Raw genomic sequence first — 19,422 nt, 5'->3', positions numbered from 1 at the left:
GAGGAAAGTGGTGCAAAGTGGTAGAAAATGGTGGAATAGTGGTCCGAAACCCTACCGGTGTACAAGCAGGTGATTGGTATGTTCATGGGCGAATACAATCATACAGTCGATGCAAAGGGACGTCTCATCGTTCCATCGAAATTCAGAGAGCAGCTTGGAGAGGAATTCGTTGTGACGAAGGGACTAGATGGCTGTTTATTTGTGTATGATAACAATGAGTGGACTGCCCTGGAAAATAAATTAAAAAGCCTGCCCTTAACCAACACAAATGCCAGAAAATTTTCCAGATTCTTTCTGGCCGGAGCTACCACCTGCGAAGTGGACAAGCAGGGAAGGATCCTGCTTCCGGCAGTTTTAAGAGAACATGCGGGGATTGAAAAGGACGCAGTTCTTGTGGGAGTGGGAAGCCGTATTGAAATCTGGAGCAAGGATGCATGGTTGGCAGCCAATACCTATGAAGATATGGAAGAAATTGCGGAAGCTATGGAAGGACTTGGTATATGATGTTTGAACACAAGTCAGTGCTGCTTTATGAGACCATTGACAGCCTGAATGTAAAACCAGACGGAATCTATGTAGATGGAACGCTGGGAGGAGGCGGACATGCTTTGGAAGTATGTAAGTGCCTGGGAACTAACGGAAGATTAATCGGAATTGATCAGGATGGGGATGCCATTTTGGCAGCCACAGAACGTCTGAAAGCCTATGAAGATAAGGTGACAGTCGTAAGAAGCAATTACGAAAATATACAAACGGTATTAAAGGATTTGGAAATCGAAAGGGTGGACGGAATTTACCTAGACCTTGGGGTATCCTCTTTTCAGCTTGACATACCAAAAAGAGGATTTACCTACAGGGAAGATGATGCGCCTTTGGACATGCGGATGGATCAGAGGAATGAACAGACGGCAGCCGATATCATCAATACCTACAGTGAATTTGACTTATACCGGATCATACGGGATTATGGCGAGGATAAGTTTGCAAAGAATATTGCAAAGCACATTGTAAGGGACAGGCAGGTAAAGCCCATTGAGACAACAGGAGAATTGACGGAAATCATCAAACATGCTATCCCTGCCAAGATAAGGGCAGTTGGGGGACACCCCTCCAAACGGACCTTTCAGGCCATACGGATCGAACTGAATAAGGAACTGGAGGTTTTAAACAAATCTCTTGATGCCATGATCGATCTGTTAAATCCGGGAGGGCGGCTGTCGATTATCACCTTCCATTCCTTAGAAGACAGGATGGTGAAGACGAGATTTAAGACCAACGAGGACCCGTGTACTTGCCCGCCGGACTTTCCGGTCTGCGTTTGCGGAAAGAAGAGCAAGGGTAAGGTTATCACCAGGAAGCCTATTATACCGTCAGAAGAAGAGATTGAAGAAAACAAACGTTCAAAGAGTTCAAAACTACGGGTATTTGAACGAATTTAAAAAGGGAGGAAGAGAGAGTGGCTGCAAGAAAGAATGTGCGTTCCTATGGGAATTCCTCTTACGTACAGGGAAATACTGTCCGTAAAGCCATGCCGGTTGAAGTGCCGGCTTATACACCAGAAGAAAACCGTCGTCCATCGGTAAACCATCAGGTCAGAAGAAACCGTGAAAAAGCCTTGCAGATGGACTTGCCCTATGTGGTCATGCTGACCATTGCTGCAGTCTGCACCCTCTGCCTGTGTGTGAATTATCTGCATTTGCAGTCCTCTATTACAGCCAGCATTCACGGCATTGAGCTTTTAGAAGCAAAACTGGAACATTTGAAAACTGAAAATGATGCATTGGAAATGAACATTAACACTTCCGTCGATTTAGACCATGTATACAAAGTAGCTACTGAGGAACTTGGTATGGTCTATGCGAATAAAGACCAGATCCTTCACTATGATAAGACGGAAAGTGAGTATGTAAGACAGAATGAGGATATCCCGAAGCACTAACAAAAACAGGAATAAAAAGAGTAAGGTATTTCCCCGTTATATGCAGGAGAAGCTGGCGATTACTGTTCTGGTAATTACGCTGGCTTTGTTTGCATTAGTTATGACCCTGTATAATCTGATGACAAATAAAAAGGAAGATTATAACCAGATCGTGCTGTCCCAACAGGAATACGACAGCCGTACCATTCCCTTTAAACGCGGGGACATTATGGACCGGAATGGGACTTATCTGGCTACCAGTGAAAAGGTATACAACTTAATCCTGGATCCCAAGCAGATCATGTCGGATCAGGAGGCTTTTCTGGAACCCACCGTAGCGGCCCTGACAGAATGCTTTGGCTATGACCGGACGGAAATCATGAATCTGATCCAGGAAAAGAAAGATAAACAATATGTGCGCTATGCAAAGCAGCTTACTTATGACGATAAGGAAAAATATGATAAGTACAAGGCTGACCAGGCGGAGGCACTGAAAAAGGGCGGAAAAGCCATTAAGGGAATCTGGTTTGAGGATGAGTACAAACGGGTGTATCCCTATAACTCCATGGGCTGCAACATCATTGGCTTTGCCAACGGCGACGGCATGGATGGGACAGGAGGGATCGAACAGTTTTATAATACGACCCTTATGGGAACCAACGGAAGAGAATACGGATACTTAAATGACGACTCCAATTTAGAAAGGGTCATAAAGCCAGCGTCCAACGGCAATACTGTGGTTTCCACCATGGATACCAACATACAGAAGATCGTTGAAAAATATATCAATGAATGGGAACAGAATACAGGAAGCAAACGGGTGGGCGTTATTGTTATGGATCCCAATAACGGGGAGGTCCTGGCCATGGCAAACGACAAGGCCTTTGATTTAAATAATCCCAGGATCTTAAGACCCGAGTATACCGGTGATATGCTCCGCCAGCTCGGGATCAAGGAGGCCATGGACGATTACAAGAGAAAGAATAAGGACGCCCAGCCTTTAACAGAAGCAAACGTTACGGAGCACTATAGCAACGATGAAATCATGTCCCTGGGGACCCAGGTGGCATGGAACCAGACCTGGCGCAATTACTGCATCAGCGACGGATTTGAACCGGGATCAACAGAAAAGATATTTACCATATCCGCTGCCATGGAAGAAGGCGCCATTACCGGGAATGAAACTTATGAATGCAACAAGTTCCTTGAGGTGGGAGGCCATAAGATCAACTGTGTCAGCAGGTATGGACATGGCCTTATTACCGTCCAGGAGGGCTTGATGAAATCCTGTAACGTGGTCATGATGCGGATCGCCCAGCAGATGGGAAAAGAGAAGTTCTATAAGTATCAGCAGATTTTTGGATTCGGTTCCAAGACCGGGATTGATCTGCCTGGAGAAGCAGACAACAAGACTCTGATTTATACCCAGAATACGGCGGGACCTACGGATCTTGCCACCAACTCCTTTGGACAGAACTTTAGCAGTACCATGATTCAGATGGCTGCTGCCTATTGCTCCGTAATCAACGGCGGTTCCTATTATGAGCCTCATGTGGTGAAACAGATCCTTAACGAGCAGGGTTCTGTGATAAAAAAGGTAGAACCGGTCCTGGTAAGGGAAACAGTATCGGAATCCACCACAAAGTTCATCAATGAATCGCTGTTTAAGACTGTTAATGCGGTGGGAGGAACCGGAGGAGCCGCAAAGGTGGCAGGGTATAAAATTGCTGGAAAAACCGGTACAGCGGAAAAGATTCCCCGTGATAAGACCAATTACGTGGTATCCTTCTGCGGATATGCTCCATCAGACAATCCTCAGGTTCTGGTTTACGTTGTGATTGATGAGCCCCATGTGGAGGATCAGCCCCACAGCACCTACGCCAGCGAGATTTTTCAAAAGATTATGACTGAGATTCTTCCTTATTTAAATGTATTTCCGGATATTGATACAGAAGCTTCACCGCTGCCGGATGAAGGGGCAAAGCTTCCTGAGCAGGAAGGCATAACAAGTGAATCAGAAGGAGCCTCCCAGGAAGAAACTTCCTCAGGGGAATCAGGTACAGAAGAAACCACTGGCGCGGTTCCTACCATGGAAGACGGCCAGCCGGTTCCGGAAGAGTATTTAAGCCCCTCTGAAGAGTATGTCAACAGGGAGGAAGGGGAGGATGGCTCCAATCTCCCGGCTGCATTGCCCAGGTCAGAGACCACGGCTCAATAAGGAACTTTTTTCAAAGAACTCATAAAAACTCAGGAAATTCATATACTGTAGAAATAATGGTGACGGAGCAGTGCATGAGTTCGAATAAAACACATCACAGAGAGAAAGTAGCCATCCTGTTTTTCCTGTTATTTCTTGCCATGACAGGGCTTATGGGACGGCTTATTTTTCTAATGATTTTCCGTTCTGAACATTACGGTGCCATGGCATTAGACCTTCATGAACGGGAAAGGACCATAAAAGCCGCCAGAGGAAATATCATTGACGCCAATGGGGTTGTCATTGCCACCAACCGGACAGTATGCACCATATCGGTCATACACAACCAGATCAGAAAGGCAGATGAGGTTGTGGCGGTCCTTTCCAACGAGTTGGGCCTGCAGGAGGAAGAAGTTCGGAAGAAGGTAGAAAAATACAGTTCCAGGGAAATTATTAAGACCAATGTAGACAAGGCTCTGGGAGACCAGATCCGGAGCTATCATTTAGAAGGGGTAAAGGTGGATGAGGATTACAAACGCTATTATCCCTATGATACCCTTGCTTCTACGGTTCTTGGTTTTACAGGAGGAGATAACCAGGGAATCATCGGCCTGGAGGTGAAATACGAACAATATTTAAAAGGTCTTAACGGAAAAATCCTGACCATGTCTGACGCGGCAGGTATTGAGATTGAAAATGCGGCAGAGGACAGGATCGAGCCTGTGGCAGGACAGGACTTATATATCAGCCTGGATGTCAATATCCAGCGGTATTGTGAGCAGGCGGCTTATCAGGTGATGGAGAAAAAGGGCGCAAAAAGAGTGTCGATCATTGTCATGAATCCTCAGAATGGGGAGATTATGGCAATGGTAAATGCACCTGAATTTAATTTAAATGATCCGTTTACACTAAATATTGACGCAGGAATTCCTGCATCTGACAAAGAAAAACAGGATCTGTTAAACAAAATGTGGAGAAATCCATGCATTAACGACACCTATGAACCTGGCTCCACCTTTAAGATCGTCACTGCTGCCGCAGGGCTGGAAGCGGGTGCGGTGAAGCTTGACGACCATTTCTCCTGCCCTGGCTTTCGGGTGGTAGAAGACCGGAAAATCAGATGCCACAAGGTGGGAGGCCACGGCTCAGAAACCTTTCTCCAGGGCATGATGAACTCCTGCAACCCTGTTTTGATCGATGTAGGGCAGCGGCTTGGCGTGGATAATTACTATAAATATTTTGAACAGTTTGGCTTAAAGGGAAAAACCGGGATCGACCTTCCCGGCGAAGCATCTACCATCATGCATAAAAAAGATGATATGGGGCTTGTGGAGCTGGCAACGGTCTCCTTTGGCCAGTCGTTTCAGATCACTCCCATGCAGTTGATTACCACTGCCTCTGCCATTATAAATGGCGGAAACCGTATCACTCCCCATTTTGGAGTGAAATCAGTGAGCACAGATGGAGCTACGGTCAATACCTTGACCTATCCCGTAAAAGAAGGGATCTTATCTCCGGAAACCAGCGCAACCATGCGCTATATCCTGGAACAGGTTGTGGCGGAAGGAAGCGGAAAAAAGGCGCAGGTCGACGGCTATCGGGTGGGCGGAAAAACAGCGACTTCCGAAAAACTTCCAAGAAGTCTCAAAAAGTACATTTCATCCTTTGTAGGCTTTGCTCCAGCGGATAATCCACAGGTAATTGCACTCATTACCATCGATGAACCTCAGGGGATTTATTACGGCGGAACCATTGCAGCACCGGTCATTGCAGACATTTTTAAGAATATTCTTCCATACCTGGGAATCGAGCCAACTGAGGAAAAAACTGTTTCGGCGTTTCGAATCTATGGTTGATTATTCAGGCAAAAAGACGTATACTACTTACTGTGTACTTTTGAAATACAAATACATAAAATATTGAGGTGTGACATGATTAACGAAACGATTCTGGCAATCATCATAGCATTTACCATCAGCGCCATGCTGTGTCCCATTGTAATACCATTTCTTCACCGGTTGAAATTTGGCCAGGAGGTCCGCAAAGAAGGGCCTGAAAGCCATTTAAAAAAGCAGGGAACTCCAACCATGGGAGGGCTTATCATATTGACCAGCATCATCATTACGTCGCTGTTCTATGTGAGGGAATATCCAAAGATCATTCCCGTGCTTTTCGTGACAGTGGGATTTGGCATCGTAGGGTTTCTTGATGATTACATCAAGATCGTGATGAAGCGGTCAGAAGGGCTTACGGCTATTCAAAAGGTGGCAGGGCAGTTAATCATCACAGGCATTTTTGCCTATTATCTGCTTCATTCAAAGGATGTGGGGACCGAAATGCTGATTCCCTTTACCGGAGGCTTTGAAAAAGGGCTGTATCTGAATTTAGGCATACTCTTTGTACCGGCGGTATTTTTTATCGTAATAGGGACTGACAACGGGGTGAATTTCACCGATGGATTGGATGGACTTTGCACCAGCGTGACCATTCTGGTGGCCACTTTCCTGACTGTGGTGTCTTTAGGGGAAAATACGGGCATCAGTCCAATTACCGGTGCAGTGGTGGGAAGTCTTTTGGGATTTTTGCTGTTTAACGTGTATCCTGCCAGAGTGTTCATGGGAGATACCGGTTCCCTTGGACTTGGAGGCTTCGTTGCTTCCAGCGCTTTTATGATGCAGATCCCTGTTTTCATTGCCATTATCGGTTTCATTTATTTGATTGAAGTACTATCTGTCATTATTCAGGTGACATATTTTAAGAGAACAGGCGGAAAGAGGATTTTCAAGATGGCGCCCATCCATCACCACTTTGAGCTTAGCGGGTGGTCAGAAACCCGGGTGGTAGCCGTATTTGCAATTGTGACAGCGGTCCTTTGCATGCTTGCATACCTTGGATTATAGGAGAAAAACCATATGAATCAGAAAATATTAGTTGCCGGCAGCGGAAAAAGCGGTATTGCCGCATCCGGGCTGATCCTTAAAACAGGCGGTGAAGTGATCCTTTATGACAGCAATGCCGCCCTTCATAAGGAGGAGCTGCTTCGCCGGTTTGGAGAAGAAGAGAAGGTTTCGGTTTTATTAGGGGAACTTAAGAAAGAGGATTTAACAGGCGTGAGCTTGTGCGTCATAAGCCCCGGCATTTCCATGGATGCCCCTTTTGTCTCTGTTCTTAAGGAGGCGGATATCCCTGTCTGGAGCGAGATCCAGTTGGCTTACCACCATGCAAAGGGAAAGCTGGCGGCGATCACGGGAACCAATGGTAAGACAACCACTACGGCCCTTACGGGAGAGATCATGAAGGCATTCTATGACCAGGTATTTGTGGTGGGAAATATTGGAATCCCTTATACGGAGGAAGCTTTAAAGACTACTAATGATTCAGTGACCGTGGCGGAGATCAGCAGCTTCCAGTTGGAGACCATTACAGACTTCCGGCCGGATGTAAGCGCCATCTTAAACATAACCCCGGACCACTTAGACCGTCATAAAACCATGGAATGTTACATAAAAGTAAAGGAACAGATCACATCAAACCAGAGACCCCAGGATTTTTGCATTTTAAATTTTGACGATCCTGTTTTGCGTGAATTTGGAAAAACCATGAAACCTAAGGCAATCTATTTCAGCAGCCGCCAGTTTTTAGAAGAGGGCTACTGTATGGAAGGGGACAGGATCATCTGGAACCATAACGGAGAAAAGACGGTGATCGCAAGCCTTCATGAGCTCCGGCTCCTTGGCCGTCATAACCATGAAAACATCATGGCCGCAGCCGCCATATCCGTCCAAATGGGAGTTCCCATGGAGGTGATCAGGAAGGTGATCTGTGAATTCAAGGCGGTGGAGCACCGGATCGAATTTGTCGCGGAAAAAGCCGGGGTAAAATATTACAACGATTCCAAGGGGACCAATCCGGATGCGGCGATCCAGGCAATCAAAGCCATGCCAGGGCCTACTCTGCTCATTGCAGGCGGCTATGACAAGAACTCCCAGTATGACCAATGGATTGAATCCTTTGACGGCAAGGTGAAATACATGGTGCTTCTGGGGCAGACCAGGGAAAAGATCGCCGAGTGTGCGGCCAGACACGGTTTTACCAATGTGATGTATGCAGAGGATATGCAGGAAGCGGTTAAGGTCTGTGCTTCTTATGCCAACAGAGGAGATCACGTACTCCTGTCCCCTGCCTGCGCCAGTTGGGGGATGTTCAAATGCTACGAAGAGCGAGGCCAAATCTTCAAGGAGAGTGTCCGAAACTTATAAAAGCAATGAGCCATGCAGAACCATATGTGAAATTTATGCGTGTGAGCTCGCTCACTAAGCATAAATCTCACATATGGTTCTATAGGGCGAATGCCCGTTATGAATAATTTGGCGGTGCCCTTCCGCCAAATTATGAATGCCATGGCGGATGTAATGGATGAATGAAATAGCGTCTGTCATGACGTCTGTCATAAATGAATGAAATACCAGTTGCAAGGAGGAACCATATGGCAGAAAAAAGGCCAGTGAAGAAAAAAAACAAACCGCGCCGTTTTTATGATTACAGTCTCCTGTTTACTGTGATATTTCTGTCTGTTTTTGGCTTGGTCATGATTTACAGCGCCAGTTCTTACGCAGCCCAGCTTAAATTCAATGATGCCGCTTATTTTATGATGAGGCAGGCCAAGATCGCACTGGCAGGCTTTGTCATCATGATTGTAATATCCAAAATGGATTACCACTGGTACGCCAGGTTTGCCGTATTTGCTTACGCCCTTTCTTATGTTCTTATGATCACCGTATCCCTGGTGGGGCGTAAGGTAAACGGAAAGAGAAGGTGGCTTGGAGTAGGAAGCTTATCTTTTCAGCCTACGGAATTTGTAAAAATCGCTCTTATTGTCATGCTGGCGGTTCTGATCGTTCAGATGGGAAGGAATATTAATACGAGAAACGGCGTGATCCTGGTGATTGTGACGACTCTTCCCATAGCTGGAATCGTAGCGGCAAACAACCTAAGTTCCGGAATCATTATTGTTGGAATCGCTTTTGTCATGCTGTTTGTGGCCTGCAAGAAGAAATGGCCGTTTTTTGCCTGCGGTGTTGCAGGCGTGGGCCTGCTGGCTTTTGCCGGGCCAATGGCTGCTGTTCTGGAAAAGATGAATATCCTCCATGATTACCAGTTGGGACGTATTCTGGTATGGCTGGAGCCGGAGGCTTATCCCTCCACCGGAGGCTATCAGGTGCTTCAGGGGCTTTATGCCATAGGTTCCGGCGGATTGGTGGGAAGAGGCCTGGGAGAGAGCATACAGAAGATGGGATTTGTGCCGGAGGCGCAAAACGACATGATTTTTTCCATTATCTGTGAGGAGCTTGGGCTTTTTGGAGCGGTTTCTGTGATTCTGATCTTCCTTTTTATGATCTACCGGTTTATGCTCATTGCGGATAATGCGCCGGATCTGTTCGGGGCATTGCTGGTTGTAGGAGTCATGGGGCACATTGCCATACAGGTTATCTTAAACATTGCGGTTGTGACCAACACCATACCAAATACCGGTATTACCCTTCCCTTTATCAGTTACGGAGGTACCTCGGTCCTTTTCCTCATGATGGAAATGGGAATTGTCTTAAGCGTTTCCAATCAGATAAAGCTGGAAAAATAATGGGATGTGAAACCATTCTCTCACTTTTTACATAGGATAGTATATAAGAAGCCATGGGAGGTACCGGATTGTCAGTCATACAGGTCCAGGGGTTACGATCCTTAAAAGGTGAGATAAAAATTCAGGGTTCCAAAAATGCTGTTCTGCCAATGATGGCAGCAGCGGTTCTCCATAAAGGTACAACAGTGATTCATAATGTCCCCAGGATACAGGATGTGTTCTGTATGCTGGGGATACTTGAGCATATTGGCTGTATATGCGCCTTTGACGGCCATTCCTTGACAATTGATGCATCGACCCTGACACAGGCGGAGATTCCGGAAGAGTATATTAAAAGCATGCGCTCTTCCATCATGCTGTCTGGTCCGCTCCTTGGAAGGACCGGGAATGCAGTTACCAGCTTTCCGGGAGGTTGTTCCATAGGGGAGCGCCCCATTGACTTACACTTGTCTGCCTTTCGGAAACTTGGGGCAATCATTGAGGAAAAAGGCGATAAGCTTTTGGCGTCCGCGGATCGGCTGATGGGCGCCGATATTTATTTTCCCTTTCCCAGCGTAGGAGCTACGGAAAATGCCTTGATGGCCGCTGTATATGCTCAGGGAGTGACGGTCATCCATGGAGCGGCAAAGGAGCCGGAGATCATCACTTTATGTGAATTTTTAAACAATATGGGCGCCAAAATACATGGAACCGGTACCTCCAGACTGGCGGTCACAGGTGTGAAAGCGCTTTGCGATTCTGAATTCACTGTTGCCGGAGACAGGATTGTGGCAGGAACTTATTTAATGGCTGTTATGGCTGCTGAGGGAAGTATTGTGATCCAGGGAGTCCGGCCCGGGCATTTAACCGCTGCCCTCTTTCTTGCTGAAAAAATGGGTGCGGAGATAAAATGGTACGAAAGCCAGTTGGAGGTATCCATGAGAGGACGGCCTAACTGTGTGGATGTTATGACAGAACCCTATCCGGGATTTCCCACGGATCTCCAGTCACAGTTAATGTCAGTCATGGCATCCGGGGAAGGAACCGGAAGGGTGAAGGAGACCATTTTTGAAGGACGGTTTGGGACAGCAAAAGAGTTGCATAAGCTTGGGGCAGATATTATAATAGAGGAGAAGCGGGCTGTTATACACGGTCTTTATCCTTTAAAGGGAAACCAGGTAATTGCCACGGACCTGCGGGGAGGCGCGGCCCTTGTGGTCGCAGGTCTTGCATGTGAGGGCGTGACTGAGATCCATGAGTGCCATCATATTGAACGGGGATATGAAGACATCTGCCGTGACTTAAGCAGTCTTGGTGCAGCGATCAGAGGGATGGAATGAAAGATTTAAGAAAAAGCAGAAGAAGAATTAAATTTGGAATCGCAGCAGCCGTGATTTTTCTGGGTATTGTCATTTTTTTGTCGCTGCAGATCAGGAATATTACGGTGACCGGAAATAAAAAGTATACATCGGAGCAAATTGTTGATATGATATTCAAAGACGGCTGGGACCGGAATGCGGTTTTCTGTCTCTACAGGGATCGTTTTAAGAAGCATGAACAGATTCCCTTTGTGGAAGATTATAAAATCGTATTCCAAAGCCCGGTAAATGTTGAAGTCATCGTCTATGAGAAATCCGTGGTAGGCTATGTTTCCTATATGGGCAGCTACATGTATTTTGACAAGGACGGTATTGTTGTGGAAAGCTCCAGCGGAAAGCTTGACGGGATTCCCTGGGTTACGGGGCTGCAGTTCGGGCACATTGCCCTGCACCAGCCCCTGCCGGTGGAAAAAGGGAAGATTTTTCATGAGATACTGACCCTGACCCAGCTTTTATCAACCAAGGAAATCCCGGTTGACCAGATCCGTTATGATTCCCGGGGAGATGCCACTCTTTTCATGGGAGAGATCAAGGTTTTTCTTGGAAGCAATGACCAGATGAATGGAAAAATTTCCGAATTGAAAGACCAGCTTCCTGTTTTAGGAGGATTGTCGGGAACTCTGTATCTGGATACTTATGACGAGGCGGAAACGGTCACTTCTTATCGATTTGTGAAGAATAAATGAATTTACATAATTTGCTTGGAATTTTGTTTAAAAAATGGTTGATATTTTCGGTGAAATCAAATATTATATTAATTAGGTTTATATAGTAAGCTGTTTATGGTTAAAGGAGGATATAATCTTGTTAGAGATTAAGATAAATGAAGCGGATAATGCCGCAAGAATTCTGGTTATTGGAGTAGGCGGTGCCGGAAACAATGCGGTCAACCGCATGATTGATGAGAATATAGCTGGTGTGGAATTTCTTGGAATTAATACAGACAAGCAGGCCCTGCAGTTTTGCAAGGCTCCTACAGCCATGCAGATCGGAGAGAAGCTGACCAAAGGTCTTGGTGCAGGCGCTAAGCCTGAGATCGGTGAAAAGGCAGCAGAGGAGAATGCGGACGAGCTGGCCCAGGCCATGAAGGGTGCGGATATGGTCTTCGTTACCTGCGGAATGGGAGGCGGTACCGGTACCGGAGCGGCTCCTGTTGTGGCCAAGATCGCAAAAGATATGGGAATTCTCACAGTGGGTGTTGTGACAAAGCCTTTCCGCTTTGAAGCAAGGACCCGTATGAGCAATGCAAATAATGGTATTGAGCGCTTGAAAGAAAGCGTGGACACCTTAATCGTTATCCCCAATGACCGTCTCCTGGAAATCGTGGACAGGCGCACTACTATGCCGGATGCCTTAAAAAAGGCGGATGAAGTTCTTCAGCAGGCCGTACAGGGCATTACGGATCTGATTAATGTGCCGGGACTTATTAATCTGGACTTTGCAGATGTCCAGACAGTTATGACAGATAAGGGTATCGCCCATATCGGTATCGGCAGAGCAAAGGGTGATGAAAAGGCATTGGAAGCCGTGAAGCAGGCGGTATCCAGCCCGTTGCTTGAAACTACCATTGAGGGAGCTTCTCATGTCATCATCAACATTTCCGGTGATATCAGCCTGGTTGAAGCCAATGAGGCAGCCAGCTATGTTCAGGAGATGGCAGGAGATGATGCAAACATCATCTTTGGTGCAATGTATGATGAAAACGCTCATGATGAAGCCAGCATTACCGTGATCGCAACCGGACTGGACATGCAGTCTGAGACTCCGGTATCCAAGGTCATGACCAATTTTTCCAATCCTAACTTTAAACAGCCAAAAACAGCAGCTCAGACCCAGGCCGTGAATCAGGAGGCAGCAGCCACTGCAGCAACCCCTGGATATAACCAGAATTATAATCCTAATTATTCCAACCCGGCTTATAACAATCAGAATTATCCTAATAACAACAGCGGCTATAATAACCAGAATTATGGGAATCAGAACTATGGTGCCGGAAACTATGCAAAGCCTAATTATCAGGGACAGAATAATCCTCAGGGCACGCCCCAGGGAACTCCCCAGGGAGGTGGACAGCCCTATCGTCCAACGGTGAATAAGGAAGTTCAGATCAATATTCCGGATTTTTTAAGAAATAAAAGATAAAACTTATGAGGTTACATAATCAGGCAGGTTCCGATGAACCTGCCTGTTTTTGAAACACCCTAGAGGAATATCCTACGGGTATCCCTTTATGCCCAAAGAGCATGGGCAAGAAAGAGGAAACACCCTACGGGTATCCCTTTATGCCCAGAGAACATGGGCAGATAAGTGGAAACACCCTACGGGTATCCCTTTATGCCCAGAGAACATGGGCAAGAAAGAGGAAACACCCTACGGGTATCCCTTTATGCCCAGAGAACATGGGCAGATAAGAGGAAAGGAGTGGCGGAATGTCAGAGAAAGAATTGGATTGGGAACTTGACCAGGATTATTATAACAGCGGGGAAGATGGAAAGAGTTTGTCCTTGGAAGATTTTATTACAGAGTCAGAAAAGCAAGCGTCCGGCCTTGAGCCTTCCGGCCAAACGGATGAATTATTAAGGAAGACAATTGCAGATGTCCGTCAGGTGATGGCTCTGGCTCAGGAAGGTAAGAACATTGGAGAGATCGCTTCCATGACCGGCCTTTCTGAGAAATATGTTTATGATATACAGGTTTGTGCCCAGGGCTTCAGGGAGGATGACGAGATTGCCGTAGCTCATCTGATTCTGGGATAGAAGGGAGGATTTGAATTGATTAAAAAGATTTGTCCGATTTGTGATCTTCCGGTGAATGAGATGAATTACTGCTCACGGTGCCGGCGGGTGACCCGCCAGCCCTTTCTGTGGAGGTCAGATTATTATTTGAATGAGAGACGCCCTGATTATGAAAACAGCCGTGATCTTCATAAACCGGATTCACCGGGGAATCAGCAGAAAGAGACTGTGCAGGGGAATTCGCAGAAAAGGACTGTGCAGGGGAATCCTCAAAAGGGGAATGTGCGGGATACGGCAAGGCAGAAGAATGGGTCTCAGCGGCCTGTAACCCCTGGTTATCAGGAGGAGAAAAGGTCCGCAGTGCCTGCTTCTGGCTATAATCCTTCTCAGCCTTCCCAGACGGGGCAGGCAAAAAAGGGGAGGAAATCCCTGGCACCCTTAACAGGAATCTTTGCCCTGCTCATTGTTTTAAATGCCGTACCAAAGGTCATTGGATCAATCGGCCGGCTGATAGATGAGAAAAGTGATTATAGTAATTATAGTGATTATAGTAATTATGAAACTGCTGTCCCATATGATGATTCCGGTTTTACTGAGATTGAGGAAGAGGAAGTGAAGGCTTCCGGAGAGCCTTGTGACGGCTACCTTCATTTTCCGGCTGACGGAAGGCAGATCGCGGCCTCTCTGGAGCAGTTTTTTCAGGAAACAGACTATGGCTATCAGGTGGAAGACGGAGCAGTTTATTCTGACAATTATATATTTGAAGATGAAAGCGGACCTCTCTCCTATTATGAGACCATTGAAAGCTTTTCTTTTGAGGATGAGGCAACCGGCCGGCTGGATCCTGGCGATGAAAGCTACGTATATCAGTATGTGGATATTAACTATGATACGGCTACCGGAGAGCTTCATGATTATATCTCTTCCCTTAAGGACCGGGAGGTTTCCCTTGTCTTTTTACAGGAGTTTCTAAGGCTTACAGAAGAGGCCGCCGGAATCCCCCAGGGGGAAAGCAGCATTCCGGCCATTATGGAGCAGGCCAGAACAAAGGAATGGCAGGAAGAGGGAATTTTCATTACAGAGGGGCTGTTTGATATCAGCGCATATCTTACCAATGATGGGATCAGGATTTACGTTTCCTGCGGCAACCCTCAGGTAATGGAAAGCCAGGAAACGTAAACAGGACAGGTTGCGGGAAGCAGTTTTTTGTGGTAAAGTGTTAAAAGATAAATGAAACACCCTTGGGGTATCCCTTTATGCCCAAAATGCATGGGCAGTAATAATGAAACACTCTTCGAGTATACCTTTATGCCCAAAGTGCATGGGCAGTAATAATGAAACAAAAGATAGGAGATAGACAGCATGAAGATTAAAGACATATTGAGCCAGGGAAAGCCAACCTTATCCTTTGAAGTATTCCCTCCCAAGACAGAGGATAAATATGATTCAGTGGAACAGGCGGCGGCAGAGATTGCAAAGCTGAATCCTGCTTTCATGAGTGTTACATACGGTGCAGGCGGGGGAACCAGCCAATATACCGTTGACATTGCTTCTGCCCTGCATCACGAGTACCACGTGACAGCTTTGGCTCATCTGACCTGCGTTTCTTCCACAAAGGAAAAGGTGCACCAGGTCCTTGGTGAACTGAAAAAGGCGGGAATTGATAATGTGCTGGCTCTCCGGGGAGATATGCCTTCCGATGCTCCTGCCAAGAGAGAATACAATTACGCTTCTGAGCTGATCCGGGAGATAAAGGAGGCAGGAGATTTCTGTATTGGCGCTGCCTGCTATCCGGAAGGCCACGTGGAATCCGCCAGCAAGACCATTGATATGGATTATTTAAAACAGAAGGTGGAGGCTGGATGTGATTTCGTTACCACCCAGATGTTTTTTGACAATAACATTTTATACAATTATTTATACCGCATCCGGGAAAAGGGAATTACAGTTCCGGTGGTTGCGGGAATCATGCCTGTAACCAATGTAAGGCAGATCATTCGAAGCTGTCAGCTTTCAGGTACCTATCTGCCTTCCCGTTTTAAGGCCATTGTGGACAGGTTCGGAGAGAATCCGGCAGCTATGAAGCAGGCAGGAATCGCCTATGCCACAGAACAGATCATTGACCTTATTGCCAACGGAGTGAATGCAATTCATGTATATTCCATGAATAAGCCGGATGTGGCGTTAAAAATCAAGGAGAACCTTTCCGAGATACTGTGATTCCTTTCCATCAGGGTCCGGCTCCTTTTAAAAGGATCGGGCCCATTTAAAATGAAAAACGGAGGAACATCAATGGAAATCAGCCGAAGGGAAGTCCGGCGGTATCTGGGATATGGGAAAAATGAAGGCGATGAAGCCGTAAATGCTTTGATCGAGGAATGTATCAGAGAGCTTACGGCTTCTGCTTCCCCCAAAAGCATAAGCCGGGTATATCCCATGGAACTGCTTGACCATGACGGGATTAACTTTACCGTATTTAAAACCAGAAGCCGGAATTTAAGCCGGAATTTAGCGGATTGTGAGCAGGTGATCTTATTTGCCGCCACGTTAGGCGCAGGTGTGGATGTGCTTCTGCATAAGTATACAAAGCTGCAAATGAGCAAGGCAGTGGTCATGCAGGCGGCGGCAACCGCCATGATTGAGGAATATTGTGATGAAGAGAACCGGAAGCTTAAACAGGAATATGAAGACCGCAGCCTGTACTTAAGGCCCAGGTTCAGTCCAGGCTACGGAGATTTTCCCTTAGAGTGCCAGAAGGATATTACGGCAGTTTTGGAGACCTCCAAAAGAATCGGCATCATGCTGACGGACAGCCTTCTTATGACACCTTCCAAGTCCGTCACTGCGGTCATGGGAGTCAGCGGGAAGCCTTACCGCTGTGAAATTAAGGGATGCGAATCCTGTGGAAAAACGGACTGTGCATACCGGAGAAATTAGAAGATACAAACGCAGATGGAGGAATGTATGGCAGGGATTTTAGAAGAGATAAAAAAGAGGATAATATTTTTTGACGGAGGGACGGGAAGCCTTTTGCAGGCCAACGGCCTGGAGCCGGGAGAACTGCCGGAAACATGGAATGTGAAGCACCCTGATATTATGACTAAGCTTCACCGTGATTATCTGGAAGCAGGGGCTGACATCATAAAGACAAATACCTTTGGGGCCAATGGGCTGAAATTCCATAAGGGTACGGAATTTGATCTGGAAGAGGTGGTGACCGCAGCATTAAAAAATGCCAGGAAAGCGGTGGAAACGGCTTCTTATCCGCCAGGAAAAGAAAAAGGATATATTGCCCTTGATTTAGGCCCTACGGGAAAGCTGCTAAAGCCCCTGGGAGATCTGGACTTTGAGGACGCCTACAAAATGTTTTCCCAGGTAGTAAAAATCGGGGAGAGGGAAGGTGCGGACCTGGTGCTCATTGAGACCATGAGCGACAGCTATGAGGCCAAGGCGGCTGTATTGGCTGCAAAGGAAAACTCCAGCCTTCCTGTGTTTGTGACCATGATTTTTGATGATAAAGGAAAGCTTTTGACCGGGGGAAATGTAGAATCAACGGTTGCCCTTTTAGAGGGACTGGGAGTTGACGCCTTGGGTATTAACTGCGGCCTGGGGCCGATTCAGATGAAGAGCATTTTAACGGACATTATGAAGGTGGTTTCCATACCGGTTATCGTCAATCCCAATGCAGGACTTCCAAGAAGCGAAGGCGGGAAAACAGTTTATGATATTGATGCGGTTGAGTTTGCGGCTGCCATGAAGGAGATTGCAGAAGAAGGCGCCTGTGTGATCGGCGGCTGCTGCGGAACCACGCCGGAACACATTGAGAGGACCGTGGCCCTTTGTAAGAATCTTCCTGTGAGACTGCCCCACAAGAAGAACCGGACCGTGATCTCATCCTATGCACAGGCAGTCCTCATCGGCGATGACCCGGTTATCATTGGAGAGAGAATCAATCCAACAGGGAAATCCAAGTTTAAACAGGCTCTTCGGGATCATAACCTGGAATATATCCTCAGAGAGGGTGTGACCCAGCAGGACAATGGGGCCCATATCCTGGATGTAAACGTAGGTCTTCCGGAAATTGACGAGCCTTCCATGATGGTGGAAGTGATCAGGGAGCTTCAGAGCATCATTGACCTGCCGCTTCAGATTGATACTTCCAATAGGTCAGCAATGGAGCAGGCAATGAGAGTTTACAACGGAAAGCCCCTTATTAATTCTGTAAATGGGAAAAAGGAAGAGATGGAGGCTATTTTTCCTTTGGTAAAACGGTATGGAGGCGTTGTGGTTGCCCTGGCTCTTGATGAAGACGGCATCCCGGAGACAGCGGATGGAAGGATCGCCGTTGCAGAGAAGATCTATGAAAAGGCTGCGGAATATGGAATCGAGAAAAAGGACATTATCATCGATGCCCTTTGCATGACCGTCAGCTCTGACAGCAAGGGTGCTCTGACCACTCTTGAAACCTTAAGAAGGATCAGGGATGAGCTGGGAGGCAGGACCATACTGGGAGTTTCCAACATTTCCTTCGGGCTTCCTCAGAGAGAAATCATCAACTCCACCTTTTTTGCCATGGCCCTTCAAAATGGCTTAAGCGCCGCCATCATAAATCCCAATTCAGAGGCTATGATGCGTTCCTACTACAGCTTTCGGACTCTTGCTGATCTGGATCCCCAGTGCAGCAGCTATATCTCGGTTTACAGCGGCCAGGTGGCCACTTTGGGAGAGACGGTAAGGCAGGGAACCGCTGCAGGGAGCGTCTCCGGCAAAGATATGCCCCTGTCGGAAAGCATTGCAAAGGGGCTTAAGGACCGGGCTCATGCCGCAGTAACAGAGCTTTTAAAGGAACAGGAGCCATTGACCATTATCAATGAGGAGATGATCCCGGCCCTGGACCGGGTGGGAAGGGGCTTTGAAAACGGGACGGTATTCCTTCCCCAGCTTTTAATGAGCGCGGAAGCCGCCAAGGCAGCTTTTGAGGTCATAAAGGAGAAGATGGCAGAGGGCGGTATGGCACAGGAGAAAAAGGGAAAGATCATCCTGGCTACGGTCAAGGGAGATATTCATGATATCGGCAAGAATATTGTGAAGGTCCTCCTGGAAAACTACAGCTATGACGTCATTGACTTAGGAAAAGACGTTCCTCCGGAACGGATCGTGGAGACTGCAGTAAGGGACGAGGTGAAGCTGGTAGGCTTAAGCGCCCTTATGACCACTACGGTCCCCAGCATGGAAGAGACCATCAGGCAGCTTAGGGAGACCGCTCCTTTTGTGAAGGTGATGGTAGGAGGGGCCGTGCTTACAGAAGGATATGCAAAAACCATTGGCGCAGACCGGTACTGCCGGGATGCCATGGCTTCCGTCAACTATGCAGAGGGAGTATTTCAGTCAAAATAACACGCCTGATTGACAAATATAAAATGGATGGTATAATATCCACGAAAGCAATGAGTAGTGCGAAACAGGACAGGAGAAGATTTTCGTTGTGCTTGCACATAAGAAAATCTTGTCATGGCCTGTTTCATTGGGCGAATGCCCGTGGGGAAGGAATCCCCCAGGATTCCTTCCCCGCACTA

Annotated in this window: 16 protein-coding genes; all 16 read left to right on the top strand. The window is 47.0% G+C overall.

The features are described from left to right. The first annotated feature begins 78 nt into the window (after positions 1 to 78). The 16 genes from mraZ to ACYVD3_RS00300 all read left to right on the top strand — a co-directional run bounded on the left by mraZ (position 79) and on the right by ACYVD3_RS00300 (position 19,243). Positions 79 to 504, top strand: coding sequence for a division/cell wall cluster transcriptional repressor MraZ (gene mraZ / locus ACYVD3_RS00375; protein ID WP_460640525.1), 426 nt, complete (start codon positions 79 to 81; stop codon positions 502 to 504). After that, a complete protein-coding gene (gene rsmH / locus ACYVD3_RS00370) occupies positions 501 to 1,439 on the top strand; it encodes a 16S rRNA (cytosine(1402)-N(4))-methyltransferase RsmH (RefSeq protein ID WP_460640524.1) in 939 nt (312 codons plus the stop codon). The genes mraZ and rsmH overlap by 4 nt, the downstream gene beginning before the upstream one ends. A gap of 17 nt (positions 1,440 to 1,456) precedes the next feature. Beyond that, positions 1,457 to 1,939 carry a cell division protein FtsL gene (locus tag ACYVD3_RS00365; protein WP_460640523.1) on the top strand — a complete coding sequence of 161 codons (483 nt, stop codon included), beginning with the start codon at positions 1,457 to 1,459 and terminating at the stop codon, positions 1,937 to 1,939. A 40-nt stretch (positions 1,940 to 1,979) separates the two neighbouring features. After that, the gene (locus tag ACYVD3_RS00360) at positions 1,980 to 4,136 is read left to right on the top strand and encodes a peptidoglycan D,D-transpeptidase FtsI family protein (protein WP_460640522.1); all 2,157 of its coding nucleotides are present in this window, start codon (positions 1,980 to 1,982) and stop codon (positions 4,134 to 4,136) included. Between the two features lie 74 nt (positions 4,137 to 4,210). Beyond that, on the top strand, positions 4,211 to 5,971 hold the full coding sequence (locus ACYVD3_RS00355) for a peptidoglycan D,D-transpeptidase FtsI family protein (RefSeq protein WP_460640521.1): 1,761 nt from the start codon (positions 4,211 to 4,213) through the stop codon (positions 5,969 to 5,971). A gap of 75 nt (positions 5,972 to 6,046) precedes the next feature. Then, positions 6,047 to 7,015: a phospho-N-acetylmuramoyl-pentapeptide-transferase gene (mraY, locus tag ACYVD3_RS00350; RefSeq protein ID WP_460640520.1), complete on the top strand. Its 969-nt coding sequence runs from the start codon at positions 6,047 to 6,049 to the stop codon at positions 7,013 to 7,015. Positions 7,016 to 7,027: 12 nt separating this feature from the next. Beyond that, complete coding sequence (gene murD / locus ACYVD3_RS00345; RefSeq protein WP_460640519.1) at positions 7,028 to 8,374, top strand: UDP-N-acetylmuramoyl-L-alanine--D-glutamate ligase; 1,347 nt, start codon at positions 7,028 to 7,030, stop codon at positions 8,372 to 8,374. Between the two features lie 227 nt (positions 8,375 to 8,601). Beyond that, positions 8,602 to 9,753 carry an FtsW/RodA/SpoVE family cell cycle protein gene (locus tag ACYVD3_RS00340; protein WP_460640518.1) on the top strand — a complete coding sequence of 384 codons (1,152 nt, stop codon included), beginning with the start codon at positions 8,602 to 8,604 and terminating at the stop codon, positions 9,751 to 9,753. Between the two features lie 68 nt (positions 9,754 to 9,821). Beyond that, positions 9,822 to 11,072, top strand: a complete 1,251-nt coding sequence (gene murA, locus ACYVD3_RS00335; protein ID WP_460640517.1) for a UDP-N-acetylglucosamine 1-carboxyvinyltransferase — start codon at positions 9,822 to 9,824, stop codon at positions 11,070 to 11,072. Next, on the top strand, positions 11,069 to 11,797 hold the full coding sequence (locus ACYVD3_RS00330; protein ID WP_460640516.1) for a cell division protein FtsQ/DivIB: 729 nt from the start codon (positions 11,069 to 11,071) through the stop codon (positions 11,795 to 11,797). Before murA ends, ACYVD3_RS00330 begins: the two co-directional genes overlap by 4 nt. 118 nt (positions 11,798 to 11,915) lie before the next feature. Beyond that, positions 11,916 to 13,253: a cell division protein FtsZ gene (gene ftsZ, locus ACYVD3_RS00325; protein ID WP_460640515.1), complete on the top strand. Its 1,338-nt coding sequence runs from the start codon at positions 11,916 to 11,918 to the stop codon at positions 13,251 to 13,253. 287 nt (positions 13,254 to 13,540) lie between these two features. Next, positions 13,541 to 13,867 (top strand): helix-turn-helix domain-containing protein, encoded by a 327-nt coding sequence (locus ACYVD3_RS00320; RefSeq protein WP_460640514.1) that lies wholly within the window; start codon positions 13,541 to 13,543, stop codon positions 13,865 to 13,867. 15 nt (positions 13,868 to 13,882) lie between these two features. Further along, on the top strand, positions 13,883 to 15,025 hold the full coding sequence (locus ACYVD3_RS00315) for a hypothetical protein (RefSeq protein ID WP_460640513.1): 1,143 nt from the start codon (positions 13,883 to 13,885) through the stop codon (positions 15,023 to 15,025). A 183-nt stretch (positions 15,026 to 15,208) separates the two neighbouring features. Continuing rightward, the gene (gene metF / locus ACYVD3_RS00310) at positions 15,209 to 16,066 is read left to right on the top strand and encodes a methylenetetrahydrofolate reductase [NAD(P)H] (RefSeq protein WP_460640512.1); all 858 of its coding nucleotides are present in this window, start codon (positions 15,209 to 15,211) and stop codon (positions 16,064 to 16,066) included. A 72-nt stretch (positions 16,067 to 16,138) separates the two neighbouring features. Further along, positions 16,139 to 16,783 carry a vitamin B12 dependent-methionine synthase activation domain-containing protein gene (locus ACYVD3_RS00305; protein WP_460640511.1) on the top strand — a complete coding sequence of 215 codons (645 nt, stop codon included), beginning with the start codon at positions 16,139 to 16,141 and terminating at the stop codon, positions 16,781 to 16,783. Between the two features lie 27 nt (positions 16,784 to 16,810). Next, positions 16,811 to 19,243: a homocysteine S-methyltransferase family protein gene (locus tag ACYVD3_RS00300; protein WP_460640510.1), complete on the top strand. Its 2,433-nt coding sequence runs from the start codon at positions 16,811 to 16,813 to the stop codon at positions 19,241 to 19,243. Positions 19,244 to 19,422 lie beyond the last annotated feature (179 nt).

Source organism: Lacrimispora brassicae (genome assembly GCF_054772055.1).
Note: the sequence above shows the minus strand (reverse complement) of the source record. Positions and strands in the feature narration are given on the sequence as shown.